At 62.0% G+C, this 22078-nt stretch carries 17 protein-coding genes; 8 read left to right on the top strand and 9 right to left on the bottom strand.

Translation table 11 applies throughout. The features are described from left to right. Positions 1-18 precede the first annotated feature (18 nt). From C0Z16_RS32550 to C0Z16_RS32560, 3 genes are all read left to right on the top strand, one after another. The gene (locus C0Z16_RS32550) at positions 19-1470 is read left to right on the top strand and encodes a glucose-6-phosphate isomerase (RefSeq protein ID WP_102636134.1); all 1452 of its coding nucleotides are present in this window, start codon (positions 19-21) and stop codon (positions 1468-1470) included. Further along, complete coding sequence (locus tag C0Z16_RS32555) at positions 1467-2696, top strand: glycosyltransferase family 4 protein (protein WP_175130709.1); 1230 nt, start codon at positions 1467-1469, stop codon at positions 2694-2696. Before C0Z16_RS32550 ends, C0Z16_RS32555 begins: the two co-directional genes overlap by 4 nt. A 79-nt stretch (positions 2697-2775) precedes the next feature. Next, positions 2776-3942: a glycosyltransferase family 4 protein gene (locus tag C0Z16_RS32560; RefSeq protein WP_102636160.1), complete on the top strand. Its 1167-nt coding sequence runs from the start codon at positions 2776-2778 to the stop codon at positions 3940-3942. 85 nt (positions 3943-4027) lie between these two features. Here the strand turns inward: C0Z16_RS32560 and ppk2 are convergent, their stop codons facing one another. The 6 genes from ppk2 to C0Z16_RS32590 all read right to left on the bottom strand — a co-directional run bounded on the left by ppk2 (position 4028) and on the right by C0Z16_RS32590 (position 9122). Further along, positions 4028-5221, bottom strand: a complete 1194-nt coding sequence (gene ppk2 / locus C0Z16_RS32565; RefSeq protein ID WP_407070717.1) for a polyphosphate kinase 2 — start codon at positions 5219-5221, stop codon at positions 4028-4030. A 70-nt stretch (positions 5222-5291) separates the two neighbouring features. After that, positions 5292-5513, bottom strand: coding sequence for a YdcH family protein (locus tag C0Z16_RS32570; RefSeq protein ID WP_102636135.1), 222 nt, complete (start codon positions 5511-5513; stop codon positions 5292-5294). A gap of 209 nt (positions 5514-5722) precedes the next feature. After that, on the bottom strand, positions 5723-6055 hold the full coding sequence (locus tag C0Z16_RS39670; RefSeq protein WP_244201439.1) for a Fic family protein: 333 nt from the start codon (positions 6053-6055) through the stop codon (positions 5723-5725). A 162-nt stretch (positions 6056-6217) separates the two neighbouring features. Beyond that, positions 6218-7261 carry a GDP-mannose 4,6-dehydratase gene (gmd, locus tag C0Z16_RS32580; protein ID WP_102636136.1) on the bottom strand — a complete coding sequence of 348 codons (1044 nt, stop codon included), beginning with the start codon at positions 7259-7261 and terminating at the stop codon, positions 6218-6220. A gap of 38 nt (positions 7262-7299) precedes the next feature. Next, positions 7300-8034 carry an SGNH/GDSL hydrolase family protein gene (locus tag C0Z16_RS32585; RefSeq protein WP_102636137.1) on the bottom strand — a complete coding sequence of 245 codons (735 nt, stop codon included), beginning with the start codon at positions 8032-8034 and terminating at the stop codon, positions 7300-7302. Then, positions 8031-9122: an acyltransferase family protein gene (locus C0Z16_RS32590; protein ID WP_102636138.1), complete on the bottom strand. Its 1092-nt coding sequence runs from the start codon at positions 9120-9122 to the stop codon at positions 8031-8033. The genes C0Z16_RS32585 and C0Z16_RS32590 overlap by 4 nt, the downstream gene beginning before the upstream one ends. A 695-nt stretch (positions 9123-9817) precedes the next feature. Between C0Z16_RS32590 and C0Z16_RS32600 the strand changes: the two genes are divergently transcribed. From C0Z16_RS32600 to C0Z16_RS32610, 3 genes are all read left to right on the top strand, one after another. Next, entirely contained in the window at positions 9818-12019 is a 2202-nt protein-coding gene (locus C0Z16_RS32600; RefSeq protein ID WP_102636140.1) for an NHL repeat-containing protein, read from the top strand. 80 nt (positions 12020-12099) lie between these two features. Next, positions 12100-13566: a flippase gene (locus C0Z16_RS32605; RefSeq protein WP_102636141.1), complete on the top strand. Its 1467-nt coding sequence runs from the start codon at positions 12100-12102 to the stop codon at positions 13564-13566. After that, complete coding sequence (locus tag C0Z16_RS32610) at positions 13563-16028, top strand: glycosyltransferase family 4 protein (protein WP_102636142.1); 2466 nt, start codon at positions 13563-13565, stop codon at positions 16026-16028. The genes C0Z16_RS32605 and C0Z16_RS32610 overlap by 4 nt, the downstream gene beginning before the upstream one ends. A 180-nt stretch (positions 16029-16208) precedes the next feature. Here C0Z16_RS32610 and C0Z16_RS32615 read toward each other — a convergent pair whose 3' ends face one another. Further along, entirely contained in the window at positions 16209-17435 is a 1227-nt protein-coding gene (locus tag C0Z16_RS32615) for an acyltransferase family protein (RefSeq protein ID WP_102636143.1), read from the bottom strand. Positions 17436-17675: 240 nt separating this feature from the next. On the opposite strand from C0Z16_RS32615, the gene C0Z16_RS38290 reads away from it, so the two are divergent. Together C0Z16_RS38290 and galU are read left to right on the top strand one after the other, a co-directional pair. Then, positions 17676-17831 carry a hypothetical protein gene (locus C0Z16_RS38290; RefSeq protein WP_167403580.1) on the top strand — a complete coding sequence of 52 codons (156 nt, stop codon included), beginning with the start codon at positions 17676-17678 and terminating at the stop codon, positions 17829-17831. 302 nt (positions 17832-18133) lie between these two features. Further along, the gene (gene galU, locus C0Z16_RS32620) at positions 18134-19060 is read left to right on the top strand and encodes a UTP--glucose-1-phosphate uridylyltransferase GalU (RefSeq protein ID WP_102636162.1); all 927 of its coding nucleotides are present in this window, start codon (positions 18134-18136) and stop codon (positions 19058-19060) included. Positions 19061-19256: 196 nt separating this feature from the next. Here the strand turns inward: galU and C0Z16_RS32625 are convergent, their stop codons facing one another. Together C0Z16_RS32625 and C0Z16_RS32630 are read right to left on the bottom strand one after the other, a co-directional pair. Then, a complete protein-coding gene (locus C0Z16_RS32625) occupies positions 19257-21428 on the bottom strand; it encodes a malate synthase G (protein WP_102636144.1) in 2172 nt (723 codons plus the stop codon). 164 nt (positions 21429-21592) lie between these two features. Continuing rightward, positions 21593-21997: a GlcG/HbpS family heme-binding protein gene (locus C0Z16_RS32630; protein WP_102636145.1), complete on the bottom strand. Its 405-nt coding sequence runs from the start codon at positions 21995-21997 to the stop codon at positions 21593-21595. Positions 21998-22078: the final 81 nt, after the last annotated feature.

Here is a 22078-nt window from a genome sequence, read left to right on the forward strand (position 1 = left end):
GGGCCAGGTGTACCCGGCATGGGCAACGCGAAGCGTGCCGCATCCGGCAAGCGCCGAGAATGGCTGCCCGCGGCCATGCTGTGGATGATCACGGCGGTGTTGATCGTCGCGCACCAGGGCACGGTGCTCACGCTCGCGTTTCCGGTGCTCGCGATCCTCACGGGCTTGTGGCTCTACTTCAAGAGTCCGGCGCGCTATATCGGCTTCATGTGGTGGCTGTGGTTTCTGAGCCCGGAAGTCCGGCGTCTCGCCGACTGGTCCAAGGGCTCGTTCACGCCGACGAGCCTGATCCAGGTCGCGCCGCTCGCCGTGACGATGATCAGCGCACTGTCGCTCGTGCGCTACTACAGGCTGCTCGGGCAGCGGCGCGGCCTTCCGGTGCTGCTGATCCTGCTCGGGCTCGTCTACGCTTATCTCGTCGGCGTGATTTCGAGCGGCCCGCTCGCGGCCACCTACGACCTCGCGAACTGGCTGTATCCGATCCTGATCGGCTTTCACATCATGGCGAACACCCGCCAGTATCCGCAGTATCGCGACACCATCGTCAACACGTTTATCTGGGGCATGCTCGTGATGGGCGGCTACGGCCTGATCCAGTTTTTCATCATGCCGCAGTGGGACGCGCTGTGGATGCTCGGTTCGCAGATGAACTCGCAAGGCGACGCCGTGCCGATGGGCGTGCGCGTCTTCAGCACGATGAATTCCTCCGGGCCGTTCGCGTTCGCGATGATGGGCGCGATGGTCTACGTGATGGCCGCCACGCATCGCGTGCGCTGGATCGCCGCGGCGCTCGGTTTCTTCTCGTTCGCGCTGAGCCTCGTGCGCTCCACGTGGGGCGGCTGGATCATCGCGCTGCTGATCCAGTTGATCAAATCGAATAATAAGGTGCGCGTGCGGATCGTCGCGAGCGCGGTGCTGCTTGCGGGGCTGTGCGTGCCGCTTCTCGCCGTCGGTCCGGTGGCCGAGCGGATGCAGGCGCGCCTGTCCACCATCGTCAATCTGAATGACGACCAGAGCTACGCGGCGCGTAATGAGTTCTACGCGACCTTCGCCAAAACGGCCTTTACCGACGTCTCCGGCGAAGGTATGGGCGCGACCGGCACGTCGACCAAGCTGTCGAACGATGGCGGCCAGCTCGGCCAGTACGGCAACTTCGACAGCGGCGTGATGAACATTCCGTTCGTGCTCGGCTGGCCCGGCACGCTGCTCTACATGTCGGGCATCGTCTGGCTGCTGACGCGCGCCGTGCTCGCGTCGTTCAAGCTGCGCAACGACAAATACGTATCCGCCTGCCTCAGCCTCTGTCTCGCGACGTTCGCGATGCTGGTGTTCACCAATTCTCTGGTCGGCACCGGCGGTCTGCTGCTTTTCATGAGTGTTTTTTCGATTCTTTCCGCGGTCCATTACGAAAAAATCAACCGGGCGAGTACGCCATTGCGCACGCCAATTTTCCACGGAGGCACTGATTGAGAGTCGCCATTGTCACGCACGTTGTGCGCCATAACGACGGCCAGGGGCGCGTCAACCACGAGATCGCACGCGCGGCGCTCGACGAAAACATCGGCGTCACGCTGATCGCCTCGCACGTGGCGCCCGATCTGCTGGTTCATCCGAACGTCCGCTGGGTGCCGATGAAAATCGGCCGCTGGTGGCCCACCAATCTGTTGCGCCAGCAGGTGTTCGCGTTCAAGAGCGCGATGTGGTTGCGCGCGCATCGCCGCGAATACGACGTACTGCACGTAAACGGCTTCATCACGTGGATGCCCGCCGACGTCAACACGTCGCACTTTGTGCATAGCGGCTGGTTCGGCAGCAAGTACTACCCGTTCGGTCTCACGAAGGGCGTGTGGTCCGCGTATCAGTCGGTGTATACGCGCTGCAATGCGCTGCTCGAACGCTGGGCCTACCGGCGCTCGAAGGTGATCACGGCAGTGTCGCAAAAGGTCGCCGATGAAATCCGCGCGATCGGGCTCACGGCGGATAACCGCGTCGATGTGATTTACAACGGCGTGGACACGCGCGGTTTCGCTGCGGCCACCGGCGATCGCGCGAAATTCGGCTTACCGGAAGACGCCTTTTTGCTGCTGTTCGTCGGCGATCTGCGTACGCCGCGTAAGAACCTCGGCACGGTGCTGGCCGCGTTGAAGCATCTGCCGGAGCATGTGCAGATCGCGGTGGCAGGTTTCCTGCCGGGCAGTCCATATCCTGACGAGGCCAAGGCGCTCGGCATCGCGCATCGCGTGCATTTTCTCGGGCTCGTCAAGGAGATGCCTGTGCTGATGCATTCGGTCGACGCGTTCGTGTTTCCGTCGCGTTACGAGGCGATGAGCCTGTCGCTGCTCGAAGCGATGGCGGCCGGGTTGCCGGTCGTCACCGCGCGCACCGCGGGCGGCGCAGAAATCATCACGCCGGAATGCGGCATCGTGCTCGACGATCCGGACGATCCGAAGGCGCTGGCCGCCGCGGTCGCGCGCCTCGCCGCCGACGACAAAGCGCGCCGCGCGATGGGCGTGGCCGCCAACGAACTCGCGACCGGCTTCGGCTGGGCGCGGATGGCCGCGCAATACATCGCGCTGTATCGACAGCTTGAAGGACAGCAGAAGAATCGCCGGCGCAGCGAGGTAGAAGCAGCGGTGGCCGCAAAGACCGACGCGCTCACGCTAAACACGCTGGCCGGTCAGAAGGGCGCGGAATGACGCGCTGCTTGACGCTTAAGCACGCCGCGCAGCCAGCGCTCGACTATCACAACTCATGCAACACAAAGGGGCAATGACAATGACGACGAGTTCAATCAAATCGCTGCAGATCGGGATGCACTGGTTCCCCGAGCGCGCGGGCGGCCTCGACCGCATGTATTACTCGCTGGTCGGCGCGCTGCCCGGCGCGGGCGTCGCGGTGCGCGGCGTCGTGGCCGGCTCGCCGAAAGTTGCCGCCGACACGGGCGGCACCATCAACGGCTTCGGTTCGGCTGCGCAATCGCTGCCGTTCCGGCTGATGGCGGCGCGCCGTGCGCTGCGTCAGGAAATCAGCATGTCGCGCCCCGACGTGATCTCGTCGCACTTCGCGCTCTATACGTTTCCGGGGCTCGACGTGACGCGCGGCATTCCGCAGGTGTCGCATTTTCAGGGGCCGTGGGCGGACGAGAGCCACGTGGAAGGCGCCGATTCGCTCGGTCAGCGCGCGAAGCATTATCTCGAGCAATCGGTCTATGCACGCTCGTCGCGGCTGATCGTGTTGTCGGAGGCCTTCGGCAAGATCCTGACTTCGCGCTATCGCATCTCGCCGGATCGCGTACGCGTGGTGCCGGGCTGCGTCGATGTCGAACAGTTCAATTTGCCGATGACGCCCGCCGAGGCGCGTCTTAAGCTGCAATTGCCGCAGGACCGGCCAATCGTGCTGGCGGTACGGCGTCTCGTGCGGCGCATGGGTCTGGAGGATCTGATCGACGCGGTCAAGCTGCTCAAGCCGAGCCACCCTGATGTGCTGCTGCTGATCGCGGGCAAGGGACGTCTTGCGGACGAACTGCAGGCGCGCATCGACGAAGCCGGTTTGCAGGACAACGTGAAGCTGCTGGGCTTCGTGCCAGATCAGCATCTTGCGGCGTTGTATCGCGCGGCGAATATCAGCGTGGTGCCGACGGTGGCGCTGGAAGGATTTGGCCTGATCACGGTCGAGTCGCTCGCGTCGGGCACGCCGGTGCTGGTGACGCCGGTCGGCGGTTTGCCGGAGGCGGTGGCGGGGCTGTCGCCCGATCTCGTGCTGCCGGAGACGGGCGCTAAGGCGATAGCGGCGGGACTTGCAGGCGCGCTGAGCGGCTCATTGAAGCTGCCCGACGCCGAGGCGTGCCGACGCTATGCCCGCGAGAACTTCGATAACTCGGTGATCGCGAAGCGCGTGGCGTCGGTGTATAGCGAGGCCATCGCGGCGGGCGGGGTGCATTGAGTTTTCGTCGCACTTCGGGCTCGTGGTATCTGGCAGATGGCATCGGGCGGTTCGAGCGGACGCCGTTCGAACCGCTTGCCCTTACTTACATGGCTCTTCCGACAACCAATGGATCGACGACGCCAATCGACTCCGTGTCGCGGTTTGCATATGGCAGCTTATGCAGCACGTAGCGCATCGCATTGAGCCGCGCCCGCTTTTTGCAATCCGAACGGACAACGGTCCACGGCGCGTCGGCGGTGTCGGTTTGCGCGAACATCGCTTCCTTGGCCTGCGTGTAATCGTCCCATTTGTCGAGCGACGCGAGATCGACAGGACTCAGCTTCCACTGCTTCAGCGGATGAACCTGCCGCTCCTTGAAACGGCGGCGCTGTTCCTCGCGGCTCACCGAAAACCAGAACTTGACGATATGTGTGCCGCTGCGTGCAAGATGCCGTTCGAACTCGGGCACCTGCTGGATGAAGTCGCCGTATTCCTGCGCCGAGCAGAAGCCCATCACGCGTTCGACGCCGGCGCGGTTGTACCAGGACCGGTCGAACAGCACGATCTCGCCGGCTGTGGGCAAATGTTGAACGTAGCGCTGAAAATACCACTGGCCGCGTTCGTATTCCGTCGGCTTTTCCAGTGCGACGACGCGCGCGCCGCGCGGATTCAGATGTTCCATGAAACGTTTGATCGTGCCGCCTTTGCCGGCCGCGTCTCGTCCTTCGAACAGAATCACGACGCGCTGACCCGTCTCGCGCACCCACGCCTGCAGCTTCAGCAACTCGACTTGCAGACGATACTTCTGCTTCTCATAGGCGCGCCGCGACATCAGATTGCGATACGGATAGCCGCCTTCGCGAAACGCGGGTGACAGTTCGTCGTCCGGATGACGGGCGGCGCTCGCGTGCCACGCGGCAGGATTGCCTTCGAGCAATTGCATGCGCAACGCGCGGGCTTCGTCGGGCGAGAGGCCGTCCATCAGCGCCTTGATCGTGCCGATCAAACTGGCGCCGCTTGGCTCGGCGTCGGATTGGGCTTGCGCCGGTGCGGTCAACGCGCTTTCGGCGCCACTGAAAATGAAGGCGTTCGCGGCTTCGATCGCTCGGCTGGTTTCGTTGCGTTCAGCCGCGCGCCCGGCTCGTGCGGCGTCACTTGCCGGCGTTGCGGTTGCGTTTGCGGTGGAAGCGTTGTTCGGTTGGGGCGTGTCGCCGCACACGTCAACCGCGACGTCGCCCTGGCTGACGAGCCGCGCGGCCGGGGGCCGTTGGCCGTTTCTGTTTTCCGGGGATGCCAAATGAAAATACCTCGATGAAGATTGATCTTCGCGCGCGAGCATGGCGCACGCAGCCGGGCACCACGGCCAGTTACGCAGCCGAAGCCGCTTTCACCAGCACGCCGTAAAGCTGATCCTTAAGCAGGAGCTTTTCTTTTTTCATCCTTTCGATGGTGGCGCTGTCAGCGGGCGTGACATTCGTCTCCATGTTATGGATACGGTGATCAAGCTCGTTGTGACGGTTAAACAGGCGGGAGAAGTGGGCGTCTTCAGTCTTGAGACGGGAGATCAGGTCGCGATATTCGGGAAACATCTGGCGCTCCATCCGGCGAGTGGGGAAGGCACCGGTTCTTGCGGAAAGAACCGGCGCCGTCTGGAGCAATTATTTTTGCACTACCAGGTATTGGCGGCATTGACTTGAGTCATTGGGATCGGGCTTAAAAGGTTGCGTGCTTGAAAGGCAAAAGCGGCAGCGTAAACTAAGGCACGGCCAGGCAATGCGAGGCCGCACTTCAACCGCGTTCACGTGGCCCGACTGCCATCGGCGTTGAGCAGCCGGAACTCGGCCGGCGATTCTTCGAATGCGTGAGCACTGCGCATGGCGGGCACGACTGCTTCGAGCTCCGTGTAGTCCAAACCCGCACACCAGGTTGCCATTCGCGCGAGGGAACTGATTAACGGCTCAGGCCGACCGCCCTTTGTCAGCGCCCTCAGACAGTCCACGAACTGCGGGTGAAAAAGCGTTGGAATAATGATGCGAGCGCGTCCCCCGCGAGAGAGCTCCGCATTCGTGATCAAACGCGACAGGCGTCCGTTACCGTCAGCAAAGGGATGAACTTCTGCAGTTCGCCCTATGGAAGAGGCCTCATTGTCGCAATCCGGCTAAAGTAAGCCGGAATTTGTCGTTTTCCAGCTTTGGTTAGGCGACGCACATGCGCCGTACCGGCTCTCTGGCGTGTAGGCCTCGCAACATCGCTCCGAAGCCGACAACGCCATCGCACCGTGCAAAGGTTGCGCTCAAAACGTCTCATGATGTTGATTACGTCCCAGGTCCGCATGAACCATCATGTGGCACAACTGCTCCAGGCTCGTTTGCGGCTGCCAGCCGAGTTTGTCGCGCGCTTTGTCCGCGCAGCCGATCAGCAGATCCACTTCGGCCGGCCGGTAGAACTTCGGATTCACGCGCACCAGCGTCTTGCCGGTGGCCACGTCGATGCCGATTTCACGCTCTTCCTTGCCCGACCATTCGAGCTGGTAATCCGCTGCGGCGAACGCCATGCGCACGAAGTCGCGGACCGTTTCCGTGCGGCCGGTCGCGAGCACGAAGGTATCCGGTTCGTCGGCTTGCAGCATGCGCCACATGCCTTCCACGTATTCGAGCGCGAAACCCCAGTCGCGTTTCGCGCCCAGATTGCCGAGTTCGAGCACGTCGTGCTTGCCGAGCCTGATCTTCGCAACCGTGTCGGTAATTTTGCGCGTCACGAATTCGCGCCCACGCAGCGGCGATTCGTGATTGAACAGAATGCCGCTGCTCGCAAAGAGACCGTACGACTCGCGATAATTGATCGTCGACCAATGCGCGAACAACTTGGCGACGCCATACGGGCTGCGCGGATAGAAAGGCGTATCTTCGCGTTGCGGCACAGCCTGCACGAGCCCGAACATCTCCGAGGTCGACGCCTGGTAGTAACGCATCCTGGGATTGAGGATGCGGATGCCTTCGAGCAGATTCAGCGCTCCTATGCCAGTCACCTCTGCTGTGGTCACCGGCTGATCGAACGACACACCTACAAAGCTCTGCGCGGCGAGGTTATACAGCTCGTCGGCCTGCGCGCCTTCCAGCAGCCGCAGCGTCGAACCGAGGTCGGTCAGGTCGTGTTCGACCAGACGCAGATTCGGATGATCGAGCACGCCCAGTTCGCGGATGCGCCAGAAATTTACGGAGCTCGTGCGCCGATAGGTGCCCGTCACCTGATAGCCCTTGTCGAGCAGCAGTTTGGTCAGGTAGGCGCCGTCCTGTCCGGACACACCCGTGATGATCGCTTTGCGTGGTTGGCTCATAGCTTGCCTTCAATATTGGTAAAAGAAAAAAGAGCACCTCAGAGCGTGCCATCCAGGAGCCGCCGCACCAGCGGTTCGACGACCTGAAAATCCTGCTCGGCCTTGAGCCGGTATAAGCCCGGTTTCGGATGCGCGCCATCGGACATCAGCGTCTTCCAGTCGGGCAGACTGCTGATGTACGCGAACTGGTCGACGAGCGATACCTGCTGCTCGGCAGCCACGCGGCGCGTCATTGCGACCATCGAGGCGAGCCGCGCGTTGAGCCGGTTGTCGGGCATCGGATTTGAGGTCTCCAGCACCGGCTCTTTGCCGAGCGCGCGGGCGGTTTTGACGAGCGTCGTCTGCGCTGCGTAGAACTGCTCGGGCGTCTGGTTCTGCATCACTTCGTTGATGCCGTAATTGATCAGCACGATCTGCGCGGGCGACGCGGCGAGCCGTTCGCGCCAGGGCAGACCGGCGGTCGGCCCCGCGCGGCGATTGCCCGTGCCGTCGCGCAATTGCGTGGCCATGGTGCCGCCCACGCCATAGTTGGCGACGCGCACGCGCTCGCCGTGACGCGTCTGCAATTCGTCCTGTAGATAAGCGACGGCGTTCTCCGCTTGCGGCGCGCAATGGCCTTCGCTGCACGAGATGCCGAGCGTGGTCGAATCGCCGTACGCGTCGATCAATATCTGCGCTTGCGCGGCGCGCGCGTCGCTGACAGCCGCAGCAAGAGGGATCGCGGTGAGCGTCGCGAACATCGCTGCCGCGGCGAGCCCTGGGCGGCATCTCATGCGCGGCTTTGCGGTGCTTGTGGCGCGGCGCCTGCCACGCCGGCGCCGGCCGTCGCGTGCGAGATGCCGCGCGAACCGAAGATCAAGCGCTTCTCGAATGCGAACCACGTGAGGCTTGCATAGGCGATGGTGATCGCGAGCGCCAGCGCGGCGGTGACATAGCGGTTCATCTGCAACGGCCACAGCGCATACAGCACACTCAGATGAACCAGATAGATCGTGTAGCTGATCGTGCCGATATAGACCAGCACCGGATTGCACAACAGCCGCTTGACGATGCCCTTGCTTTGCAGGGCGATGACCACGACGGACGTGCAAAGCACCAACGAAATGCTATAGAGCCCCGCGTTCGACAGCGGCGTATTTGCCGCGCGAAAACGCGGAAAGTGCAGATGCAGCCAGGCCAGCGCGGCGAGGGCGGCGATCACGCCCAGCACCGCGACGCCCTTGAACGGTTCGAGCGCGTGACGATCGCGCCGCACGGCGACCGCGAGCAGCGCGCCGGCCGCAAGCAGATCCATGCGAAACGGCGTCAGGTAATAGATTGGCCAGAACGAATCGAACCAGGGCGTGGCGACTGCACGCAGCACCGGCACAAGCAGAATCAACGCAGCCGCGACCCACGCGAGCACACGCTCGGGCACGAGCAGAATCACGAACGGCCAGACAATATAGAACTGCTCTTCGACCGCCAGCGACCACAACACATTGAGACTGTCGTGTCCGCTCTGATTGAGCGCGTCGCCGATATTGGTCGCAAAAAATGCATACCACTGCCAGTGCTGCGCCCAGCCGAATCCGAACAGAATTGACGACACCACCATCAAGAGCAGATACGGCGGCAGGATGCGCCGCGCCCGGCGTGCGTAGAAGTAGCCGAAATACGACTGCTCGCGCGCCTTGCGTTCGAGCAGGATGCCGGTGATCAGAAAGCCGCTCAGAACGAAAAACAGATCGACGCCCATCCACAACGGCGCTTTCAACGCGTGCTGCGCGAACACCGCGAGTACGGCGATCGCGCGCAAGCCGTCGAGCTGCACGATGCGGCGTGAATGGGAAGGCGCTGTGGGCAGTGCGCTAGCAGTCATGAACCGTCCATGGTGTGAAGCGGAAGAGCCGCGAGAAGCCGCAAGGGTTGCGTGGAGTCGGGAGGCGTTGCGAAAAGCGAGTCGTGCGGGCAACGGTCGCAAACCGACGCAATGTGAGTGCAATCGATTCTAGGCAAAAGAAAATCGTGAAAAAACGGGAATGAATTCGATAAGTGAATCAGATTGAAACAGGGTGTTTCGTTAAGCATTTGCACTCGGTTTTTATGCTGGTGTCGGGCGTATGACTGTGCCCGTAATAAGTGCTGGCAACCCTCGATTGCTGCGGTAAGGATGCGTTGGAAGGGTGCGCGGATGCCCCACATACAGAAAGATGCGGACATCTTCAGTTTTAATTCAATTTAAAATTGATTTCTTTCGCTTTGATTAAGCCGCCGAATATTTTTGAATTATTTTCGATTTTCGTCACGGCGTTTTTTACGCGTAATGTGAGCCGTGCGGATTGGGTGGCCAAGGACGGCGCGTGCGGCACGCACCGCATCGTTGCGACGCTGCATGCCGCCCTGCTTCGCGGCCGCGCGGGCCGTCGCGCGCTTCCAGGTTCGTTCCCAACAGCTTGCTCCGGCTCATGCCGTCACCTCACTGAATTGCAAATGGTGTGCGTCTGTGAATAGCGCTTGCGTATTCGCGCCACCGCTTTGCTAAAGCACCGTATAGCGTCGACTGGAGGAATTACCTTGCCCCGTTTCACGTTCAATAGCTGGCTCGCGGTATCCGCGTGCGCCGTCGGACTGGCTGCTGCGTCGGCCAGTTTCACGGCTTGCGCGGAAACGGCCTTGAACGCGAAAACGTCGTGGATCGGCAATACGTTCGGCTTCGGCGACGGCACGTGGGCGCAGATCAACATCACCGCCATCGCGGTAGCGCCTGACGGCAAGGTCTATACGAACGCGCCGTGGGACGAGAGCGGCGCCGAGGCGAGCGTTTATCAGAACGGCAAGATGCTCGGTTTCGCGGGCGGCACGCACGGTTGGGGCAACGCGGGCGGCAACGCGATCGCGCTCAATCGCAAGTATGCGTTCGTTGCAATCGCGGTCGGCAACGAAAAAGGCCGGCTGGTCGAGCAGGGCGTATGGCCCGCAAAGGGCAAGCAGTGGTTCGGCATATCGCGCCGGCAGATCGCCGATACGAAGCGCGCGGCGCCGTTTCAGCCCGCGGCGAAAGCCGCCGACCCGCATGCGCAACTCGCGGCCGGCTTCCTGATGATGAACGAAGTGCCGACCGGCACCAGCGCCGAGATCGGCGGGCTTGCCGCGAACGACACTACGCTCTATGCAGCTAATACGGCGCGCGACCGCGTCGAGGTGTACGACGCTGAATCGATGCAGCAGAAAGCCACGTGGAGCGTGCACGAGCCTGGCCGCATTGCGCTTGCACCGGACGGCACGCTGTGGGTGCTGAGCGGCACGCGCAACGATCGCGCGCCGCATGTCGAGCATTACACGCAGGCCGGCAAGCGTATCGACGAAAATTTCGAGCTGCCCCCCGATACGCTCGCGGTCGATATCGCCGTCGATGCAAAAGGCCGCATTCTGATCGCCGATAACGGCCCGCGTCAGCAGGTGCTGTTCTTCAGCAAGAACGACGGCCGTTACGAGGAATCAGGCGCGCTCGGCGAGCGGGGCGGCATTTTCAGCGGCGTCGCGGGACGGCCAGGGCCGCAACGTTTCAACGGGCTCACGGGCGTGGGCGTGGATGCGCGCGGCAACGTCTATGTGTCGACCAACGGCATCGGTCCGCGTTATGAGCCGATTGGCGCGGGCCTCGGCGCGACGCTCGAAAGCTACGCACCCGACGGTAAGCAGAACTGGCTCGTGCAAGGGCTGCTCTTTGTCGATGGCGCGTGGATCGATCCGTCGCGCCCGGACAGTGTGTACACCGGCAACAAACGCTTTGAACTCGATCTGTCGAAGCCCGCGAGGCAGGACTGGAAATATGTCGGATTCCTGTCTAATCGTTTCAGGTATCCGGACGATCCGGTCTTTCACACCGACCAGTATCCCGGCTTGCCGATTGCCCGCAAGCTGAAGGGCCGCACATTCCTGTACCTCACGGACATGTATGCGGACCATCTGAAGATCTATCGATTCGATCCGCAGCGCGACGGTGAAACGGCGATTCCATCAGGCTTTATCGCGGGCCGCGAGCGCGCGGTCGCGAAGGTGCCGAATGCGCCGCCGGGCGGCGACTGGATCTGGCGCGACGCGAACGGCGACGGCAAATTCAACACCGACGAATTTGCGCTCAACACGAGCGGCACGAAACTCGCGGGCGGCTGGGGCTGGTGGGTCGATACCGCGGGCGACATCTGGCGCACGCGCGACACCAGGGGCATTTATCGCTTTCGCTTCGGCGGTCTCGATGCGAAGGGGAACCCCGTCTATTCGTATTCGAACCTCACGCAGTACCCGGTGCCGCAACCGTTCACGGAACTGCATCGCGCGATCTACGACCCCGATACGGACACGATGTACGTGAGCGGCTACACGCCCGACACGCCGGTCGATCGCGGCTTCTGGAAAGAAGTGGGCCGCGTGCTCGTGCGTTACGACAAATGGTCGAGCGGCGAGCCGGTGCAGCGCTATTCGATCGCGCTGCCATGGCAGACGCAGAGCAAACCCATCGCCACGATCATCGGCTTGACGGTCGAGGGGCAATACATCTTCGGTGTCGAACCGGTGGGCGCGGTGCACGTGTGGGACAAGGACAGCGGCCGCGAACTCGGCGTGATCCGGCCCGGCCCCGAAGTGGGCGGCGCCTCAGGATGGGTCGACGTGCCCAACGGTATCAGCGCTGCAAAGCGAGGCAACGGCGAGTACCTCGTGTTCGTCGAAGAAGACGCGCGCGGCAAAGTGTTGATGTATCGCTGGAAACCTTGATGGAGCAATTCAGCAACACGCGTGCGGCATGCACGCATGACGAACAGAACAGGCAATCGTAGTCGAACCCAGGGCATCCGATGGACAAAGGCATTCTCAAGAACATAGCGATCAATTTCTTCGGACTGGTGCTGCCGACTTTCGTCTCGCTCGTGACCGTGCCGTCGTATATCAGGCTGCTTGGGGTCGAGCGCTACGGCGTGATCAGTCTCGTGTGGACGCTGATCGGCTACTTCGGGATTCTCGATCTCGGCATGAGCATGGCCGCGCAGAATCACATCTCGAAGGCGCGCGCGTCGGGCAACAAGAACGAAAGCGCGCGGGTGTTCTGGAGCGCGACGTGGCTCAATCTCGCGACCGGTGTAATCGGCGGGCTGATCATTTATTTCGGCGCGTTTCTGTACACCGCGTATTTCACGAAGGTGTCGCCGCAATTGCAGCACGAGGTGTATATGGCGCTGCCGTGGCTCGCGGTGGCGATTCCGATTGCCAACGTCTCATGGGTGTTCGCGGGTGCGATCAACGGTGCGGAACGCTTTGGCATCTACAACACGAATCAGACCATTGGCACGTTTTTGTTCCAGTTGTTGCCGCTCGGCGCCGCGCTATGGCTGGGCGCGACTTTGCAGAACGTACTCGCTGCCGCCGTGTTCGCGCGAATTCTCGCCGCGATCCTGCTCGGCCGTTCGGCGCTAAAAGTGCTTGAAATACGCAGTATTCTGCCGCCGCAGCTCGGCGTGGCGAAGGGACTTTTCAACTTCGGCGGCTGGATGCTGATTGCGAGCGTCACAAACATGATCGCTGAATCGCTCGATCGCGTGATGCTCGGCACGAGTCTCGGCGCGCGCTTCGTCACGTACTACACAGTGCCGCAAAACCTCGTGACGCGTTTGAACATAGTTCCCACCGCGATGGTGCGCACGCTGTTTCCGAGGCTTTCCGCAGTAGGCCGCGCGGACGCCGACACCATCACGCAGCAGTCGCTCGAATTTCTCAACGGCGTGTTCACGCCTGTCGCGCTGGTCGCGATGCTCGTGCTCGAACCGTTCCTGCATCTATGGGTGGGCAATGAAATCGCCACTGTGGCGGCGCCCGTGGGACGCATCATGATCGTCGCGGTCTGGCTCGTCGGACAGGCAAACGTGACGCGCATTCTGATCCAGTCGCAGGTCAATCCGGCCACCGCCGCGCGCGTCGGTTTATTCGAATTGCCCCTGTTTTCAGGGGCTTTGTGGTTCGGCATCGCACATTTCGGTTTGACCGGCGCGGCGGTGACCGTGGCCGGCCGCGCGCTGTTCGATTACGTGGTGCTGTTGCGACTGTCGGCGATCCGTGCACGACAGATCGCGCTCGACATGCTCGCTCACCTCGCTTTCCTGCTGGCGAGCCTCTGGCTTTCCAGCTTCCTGCCGGGCCTCGCCATGGCGATCGTGGCCGGCGTATTGATGGTCGGCGCGAACATCGCCTGGTCCATCACCATGACCCCCGCCTTGCGCGATCTAGCGCGTTCACTGCTGTTGCGACTGAATCCGAGGAAAAGCGCATGAACCACGAAGTCCTTGAAGAAGCCGTGCTGCAAGCTCCGACGCGCAGTGCACTGGCCGAACTCACTACCGTTCCCGGTGTTGAGACGCCCTCGCGGCGCGTCGCTCTGCGCGGCGACAAGACCGTGCGTGTGGCGATCGTGCACGACTGGCTCGTCACATATGCGGGCGCTGAGAAGGTGCTCGAACAGATCGTCGCGTGCTTTCCCGATGCCGACCTGTTCAGCCTCGTCGATTTTCTCGACGACCGCAGCTTTTTGCGCGGCAAGCGCGTCACCACGTCGTTCATCCAGAACCTGCCGCTCGCGCGCACCAGGTACCGGGCCTATCTGCCGCTGATGCCGCTCGCGATCGAACAGTTGGATGTCTCCGCATACGACGTGGTCATTTCGAGCAGTCACGCGGTGGCCAAAGGCATTCTCACCGGGCCGGATCAGGTGCATATCAGCTACGTGCATTCGCCGATTCGCTACGCGTGGGATTTGCAGCACCAGTATCTGCAACAGTCGAAGCTGACCAGCGGCCCGAAGTCGGCCATGGCGCGGCTGGTCCTGCATTACATCCGCAACTGGGACATCCGCACGTCCAATTCGGTGGATGGCTTCGTCGCGAACTCCGACTTCATTGCGCGGCGGATCAAGAAGGTCTATCAGCGCGATGCGCAGGTGATCTTTCCGCCTGTCGACGTCGAAGCCTTCGCGTTATGCACGGAGAAGGAAGACTTCTATCTGACCGCATCGCGGATGGTGCCGTACAAGAAGATCGATCTGATCGTCGAAGCGTTCGCGCGGATGCCCGAGAGAAAACTCGTCGTGATCGGCGACGGTCCCGACATGCAGAAAATCCGTGCAAAGGCGGGGCCGAATGTGGAGATCATGGGCTATCAGCCGTTCAAGGTGCTGAAGGACCGGATGAGCCGCGCGAAGGCTTTCGTGTTTGCCGCCGAGGAAGACTTCGGAATCTCCGTCGTCGAGGCACAGGCGTGCGGGACGCCGGTGATTGCGTACGGCAAGGGCGGGGCGCTCGAAACCGTGCGCGATCTATCCGAACCGCGTCCGACCGGCATGTTCTTTGACGAGCAGAGCACGGACTCGATCATTGCCGCGGTCGAGCGTTTCGATGGACACGTGAAGCGTTTTTCGCCAACAGATTGCCGCGCGAACGCCGAGCGCTTCTCCGCCGCGAATTTCCGCGAACGCTTCTTCGCGCATGTGCGGGCTTCGGTGCCCGTGCTGCGCAACGCGACGCTGCCGCCCTATGTGCCGTATAAAGCCGAGCCGGCAGCGAACGTGCCGCGCATTCTCGCCGTCGATCAAAGCGGCGTGCTGGGCGGCGCCGAGTTGTCGCTACTAGAAATCGTGAAGGCACTGCGCTCGCGCATCGAAGTCGTATTGTTCGACGACGGCCCGTTCCGCACGGCGCTCGCCAAAGCGGGCGTGAGCGTCGAAGTGCTCGACGCGGGCGCGCTGCGCAACGTGCGCAAACAGGGCGGTTCGTTGCCGAAGGGCCAGGCGCTGAAAGGCCTGATGTCGCTCGTGCGCGCCACGGCGAAACGCGCACGCAACGCCGAAGTGATCTATGCAAACACGCAGCGCGCGATGGTGATCGGCGCGGTCGCCGGCAAGCTCGCGAGGCGACCGGTGGTCTGGCATCTGCGCGACATCGTGAGTTCCGAGCATTTCGGCGGCAAGCAACTGGCCATCATCAAATGGTGCGCACGGCTTGGGCTCACGCACGTGATCGCCAATTCGGCGGCATCGGCGCGCGCATTCGCCGAGCTCACCCATTTCGATGAAAAACGTATCGACGTGGTGTTCAACGGCATTTCCGCCGCGCCGTTCGACGCCTTGCGCAACGTATCGCAAGCCGCGCTGCGCCAGCGCCTGAATCTGCCGCACGACGCGTTTCTGGTCGGCTCGTTCAGCCGCCTCGCGCGCTGGAAGGGGCAGCATGTGCTGCTGCAAGCGCTGGTGCTCAATCCGCATATGCATGCGGTGCTAGTCGGTGCGCCGCTCTTCGGCGAGGACCAGTACGAGATCGAACTGCACGCGTTCGTCGCCACGCACAATCTCGGCGACCGTGTGCATTTTCTCGGCTTCCAGCACGATATTCCCGCCTGCATGTGCGCGGTCGACGCGGTCGTGCACACGTCGATCACGCCGGAGCCGTTCGGCCGCGTAATCGTGGAAGGCATGCTCGCGCAGCGGCCGGTGGTGGCGGCGCGCGCGGGCGGCGTGCTGGAGATCATCGACGACTACGAGAACGGCATGCTGTGCACGCCGGGCGATGCGCAGGCGCTGGCCGACACGCTGGCCGAACTGCGCTCGGACGACGAACTGCGCAACAGGCTCGTCAGGAACGGCTATCAGACGGCGCTGCGCCGGTTCGGTACCACGAACTACGTCGAGAGCGTCGAGCGGATTCTGAGGCGCGTGGCGGGGCCTGGACGGGCTGCCGGCGCGTGAGGTCAGGGGAAGTGAGGCTCGCGACCTGAACGGCGGCGCCTGAGACCGCTGAAGATGGTTTCAGGCGCGGCTGCAAGCGCGCGACAGATGAAAGATTGACGCGGGGTAGACAGGGACTCGGCCGGTTCCTGTCATTGGCGCAGCGGAGCGAAAGTCTCATCGACCTTCGCTCCGTCTTTTTTATCGCGACTGTTTCAATGCGCTCTTCGGCTTGAAACTGGCCGACCACTTCATTGCCGGCAATTCGACGAGCCGGTAGAACACGTAAGCGACCGGCACGGCCACCAGCATGTAGCCGAACGACGGCCAGATCGACATCTGCAACGACGAGCGGAATAGCAGCGACGAAAGCAGCACGAAGATCGGCAGATGGATCAGATACAGCGAGAAGCTGAAGTCGCCGAAGCGCGACAGAAGCCGCAGTCCCCAACCGTCGCGCTGATTCCCGTTGCCGCGCTCCAGCGCCCTGTACAGATAGAACGCGAAGCCGATCGCCCACAACTGGAACGCGCCGTACTGTCCGAAGTGAAACGCCGCACAGCCGAGCGCGACGAATGCGGCGGCCAGCACATAGAGCCACCACGACGAGCGCGCTTGCGGCGCGCTGCGGGCTTTGGCATCGGCGATCCACGCGCCGAGCGTCCAGGAAAACCAGTACGACGTGAAAAACTGGACGTCGTGCCGCTCAAGCAGATACGCCGACACCACGTTGATCACGGCGACCATCGCGAGCACGGACGTCATGCCAATACGCCGGCGCAGTGCGAACAGCAACGGATAGATCGCGTAGAACTGCACTTCGAGCGAGAGCGTCCACAGCGCGCCATTCGATCCATACGTCTTGCCGGCCACGCCTTGCAGCGAAAAGAGATTGACGAGAAAAGCCTGCAAGCCGATCTCGCGAATCTTGTGACTGACTGGCGGCAGTTGCAGGCTGAACCAGTCGAGCGCGAGCGTGAGCAGCAGTGCCGCAAGCAGCACCGGATAGATGCGCGTGAACCGGCGCACCCAGAAATTGCCCGCATCAAGCTGGTAAGCCGGATTATTGGCGATCCGTAATGCGCCGCTGCGGTGGATGCAGTAGCCGCTGATAACGAAGAAAATCGGCACACCGGCCGACCCCCATGCAATCGGGAAAGTCAGATATGCCGCAATCGTATCCAGACTGAACGAATGCCCGGCATTCTGATGAAAGGCCTGCATGCCGACCCATTCGATCTGACGGCAATGGAAATACGCAACCAGCAACGCGGCGAAGCCGCGCATTGCGTCGATGACATGTTCCTTGCCCGCACTGTCGGCGCGGGCCTCGCTTTGCGCGCGCGGCGCGGCGGACCTCAAGGTCTGTGAGGGAGGTGGGGAGAGGGGCAGGGATGAGCCGGCGGCATCCAGTGCAGAGTCGCTCATGCGCGGTCCTTTATTCGAAGAAGAGCAATGCGGATTCGCGCGCACGGTCCGCGCACGCGGTGCATCACATGCTAGTGCACCGCGCACACAAAAAATGGATAAAAAATTGCTCGATCGATTCGATTTAAGCGTCCGTTTTGTGACGAATTGTAATTGAGCATAAGCAGATGCAGCGATCAATTATTTGCCGCTTTTGTCGTGGTAATTTCCACCACGGATTCTCCTGAAAGAGGTGAAGTCATGAACCTGCATGTGCTCGCCGGCATCGCCGTGCTGCTGGCCCTCGTCGCCGCCTCCGCGTATCGGGAGGCGCTGCGCAATGAGCCGATCCGCCGTTTTCGCATCAATCCGGGCAAGCTGCCGCAACTCGACGAGAACGAGGAAGCGCGTCCTTGAAGACACAACGCGCGCCGTGGGACCCTAGGCCCTAGGCTCGATGCGAAGCGCATGCGCACATACACGCGATAGGTCCGGCGTGTAAATTTTTCGGACTCGCTTCGAAATTATTCAATTGTCCGACGTAAATGTTGCCTGATGCTTTCCACATCGCGCAAATCGGCACGAATCGATTTCATTCAGCATTGTTTCAGAGATTTCACGCGTGATCTCGCGTAGCTTTTTTGTTAGCCTTTCTGGCGACGTCGAGCGGCCGCCGTGCCCGCAAACACCAATTTCTAACCGATCTGGGAATGCCCACCATGCTGAAAGTCACCAAAGCCGTGTTTCCCGTAGCGGGCCTCGGGACACGATTCCTGCCGGCTACCAAGGCTAGTCCGAAGGAAATGCTGCCTATCGTCGACAAGCCGCTGATTCAGTACGCGGTCGAAGAAGCGATCGCTGCCGGCATCACCGAGATGATCTTCGTGACGGGCCGCAGCAAGCGCGCTATTGAAGATCATTTCGACAAGTCGTATGAGATCGAAGCCGAACTCGAAGCACGCAACAAGCAGAAGCTCCTCGATCTCGTGCGCAGCATCAAGCCGGCCAATGTCGACTGTTTCTATGTGCGCCAGGCGGAAGCGCTCGGTCTCGGCCATGCCGTGCTGTGCGCCGAAAAACTGGTGGGCGAGAGCCCGTTCGCCGTGATCCTCGCGGACGACCTGCTGCACAGCTCGAAGCCGGTCATGAGCCAGCTTGTCGATACCTTCAATCACTATCACAGCTCGGTGATCGGCGTGGAAACCATCGCGCGTGAAGACAGCCGTTCGTACGGCGTGGTGGATGGCCGCGAGTGGGAAGACAACGTGATCAAGCTGTCGGGCATCGTCGAGAAGCCGGCACCTGACAGCGCGCCGTCGAACCTCGGCGTGGTGGGTCGCTATGTGCTCATGCCGACCATTTTCAAGCACATTCGCGCGCTGAAGCCGGGCGCGGGCGGCGAATTGCAATTGACCGATGCGGTCCAGTCGCTGTTGACCGAAGAACAGGTGCTCGCGTATCGCTACTTCGGCACGCGTTTCGATTGCGGCAGCAAGCTCGGCTATCTGAAGGCGACGGTGGAATTCGCGCTGCGTCATCCGGAAGTGAAGGCGGAATTCGAGGCGTATCTGCAAGCTTATATGCAGGCGAACGGCCACGCCAATGCCGAGAGTGTACAGGCTCAATACGCGGTTGAAGCGGCTTAAGTCAAGATACCTAACGAATGTTCCGAGGCGGCTGCGAGGCTGCCGTATCCTGGCAGTATGGATCACGCAATCACGCAAAATCACGCAGAAGTGGCGCGCAAGACATCGCGCGCATTGAAAACGGGCGCCGCGGCGCCCGTCTTTTTTAGCCGCGCTCGAACTTGAAGCCTGTTTGAGCCACGGTGTTACATCACGCTCAGCTTTTCTTCACTTCCAGGCGGAACTTGTGCAGCAACGGTTCCGTGTAGCCGTTCGGCTGCTGGCGTCCTTCGAACACGAGCGCTTGCGCGGCCTTGAAGGCAATCGTGTCGAAGGCAGGCGCCATCGGCTTGTAATACGGATCGGCGGCGTTCTGCTGGTCGACGATCTTCGCCATGCGCCTGAAGGTTTCCTCGACCTGCTCGCGCTTTACCACGCCGTGATACAGCCAGTTGGCGATGTGCTGACTCGAAATGCGCAGCGTCGCGCGGTCTTCCATCAGGCCGACGTCGTGAATATCAGGCACCTTCGAGCAACCCACGCCCTGGTCGATCCAGCGAACCACGTAGCCGAGAATGCCTTGCGCGTTGTTGTCGATCTCGGCGCGGATCTCATCGTCGCTCCACTTCGCCGTTTCGACCACGGGAATCGTCAGCAGGCCGTCGAGCAGTTCGTCGCGCACCTTCGCGTACTCCGTGCGCTCCAGTTCCTGCTGAACCGCCTGCACGTCGATCTGATGGTAGTGCAGCGCATGCAGCGTCGCGGCCGTCGGCGAGGGCACCCATGCGGTGTTCGCGCCGGCCTTCGGATGCCCGATCTTCTGTTCGAGCATCGCGTGCATCAGGTCGGGCATCGCCCACATGCCTTTGCCGATCTGCGAGCGGCCGCGCAGGCCCGCATGCAAACCGACGAGCACGTTGCTGCGCTCATACGCGGCAATCCATGTGCTCGATTTCATGTCGCCCTTGCGCATCATCGGGCCGGCTTCCATCGCGCTGTGCATTTCGTCGCCGGTACGGTCGAGGAAGCCCGTGTTGATGAACGCCACGCGCTCCGACGCCTCGGCGATACACGCGAGCAGATTCACGCTCGTGCGGCGCTCCTCGTCCATGATGCCCATCTTGATCGTGTTGCGCGGCAGCTTCAGCAGATCTTCGACGCGCGCGAACAGTTCGCTTGCGAACGCGACTTCCGCCGGGCCGTGCATTTTTGGCTTCACGATATAGATCGAGCCGGTGCGCGAATTCAGCTTGTTCTTGCGGTCGTGCAGCGCGCACAGCGTCGTAATGACGGCGTCGAGAATGCCTTCGGGAATCTCGGCGCCGTCTTTCATCAGCACCGCCGGATTGGTCATCAAATGACCGACGTTGCGGATGAACAGAAGCGAGCGGCCATGCAGCGTGAGCGGCGTCTTGCCGTCCGCGCCGATATATTCGCGATCTGCGTTCAGACGACGCGTGAACGTCTTGCCGTTCTTCGTGACCTCTTCGGTCAGATCGCCGTTCATCAGGCCGAGCCAGTTACGATAAAGCAGAACCTTGTCGTTCGCGTCCACGGCCGCAACCGAGTCTTCGCAGTCGATGATCGTGCTCACCGCCGCTTCGACCACCACGTCCTTCACATGCGCGGCGTCGCTCTTGCCGATGGAATCGTTCGCGTCGATCTGGATCTCGAAGTGCAGGCCGTTGTGCTTGAACAGCACGGCGGACGGCGCGCTGGCATCGCCCTGATAGCCGATGAATTGCGCAGGAGTCTTGAGCTCGCTCGTGCCGCTCTTCAGCGCGACGACCAGCTTGCCGCCTTCGACGCTATAGCGCGTTGCGTCGGCATGCGAGCCATTCGCGAGCGGCGCGGCTTCGTCGAGAAACTTGCGGGCATAGGCGATCACCGCGGCGCCACGCACCGGGTTGAAGGTTTTCTGCCTGTCGGCGCCGTTGGTTTCGGGAATGGCGTCGGTGCCGTACAGCGCGTCGTAGAGGCTGCCCCAGCGCGCGTTCGCCGCGTTCAGCGCATAGCGCTGATTCGACAGCGGCACCACGAGCTGCGGTCCGGCCTGTTCGGCGATTTCAGTGTCGACGTGGTCGGTCGTGGCCTTCACGCTCGCCGGCGCCGGCACGATATAGCCGATGCCTTCGAGAAACGCACGATAGGCGCGCACGTCGCGTACCGGGCCCGGATTGGCGCGATGCCAGTTGTCCAGTTCGGATTGCAGGCGGTCACGCTCGGCAAGCAGCGCACGGTTTTTGGGCGCCAGCTCGTGCACGAGGGCGTCGAAACCCGACCAGAATGCGGCGCTGTCGATTCCGGTGCCGGGCAGGGCTTCGGTTTCGACGAACTGGTCGAGATTGGCGGCGACCTGCAATCCGCCGCGCGGGTTCATCTGAGTCATCGACTGCTCCATCTGTCTGAGTGGGGCCGATGAGGGGGCATCGGCCCGCGTTGGGGCTACTACTGACAAGCTACTTTCCGGGTTGCTGTGCTGCTGATCCGAGGGCAGTGCAATCGCGAGGGCAATCATGACGGCAATCATGACGCACGAGCGCGACCGCGAACTCAGACGCCGAGCGCCTGAATGCCGGCCTTCGCAATCTGCGCGTCCTGATCCGACTTCACGCCCGACACGCCGACCGCGCCGATCACCTGGCCGTCGGCGATCACCGGCACGCCGCCTTCGAGCGTACCGGAGAGCGGCGCGCTGAGAAATGCGGTGCGGCCATTGTTGATCATGTCTTCATATACCTTGGTTTCGCGGCGGCCGATCGCCGAAGTGCGGGCTTTTTCCGTCGCGATGTAGGCGCTCGCGGGCGCGCTGCCGTCCAGACGCAGCATGCCGAGCGGGTGGCCGCCGTCGTCGACCACGACGATTGCGACGGCCCACTTGTTCTTCTCGGCTTCCGCGCGCGCGGCTTCGAGAATGCGAGTCGTTTCGACAACGGTCAACACGGGTTTGCTCAGCATAATGAATTTCCTGTCTCGTTCATGGTAGGGACGCGACGCGCAGGGACAGTGAAAGGCGAACAACCGCGGCACGCCCTCGCG

It is taken from the genome of Paraburkholderia rhynchosiae (assembly GCF_002879865.1).
GTDB lineage: Bacteria > Pseudomonadota > Gammaproteobacteria > Burkholderiales > Burkholderiaceae > Paraburkholderia > Paraburkholderia rhynchosiae.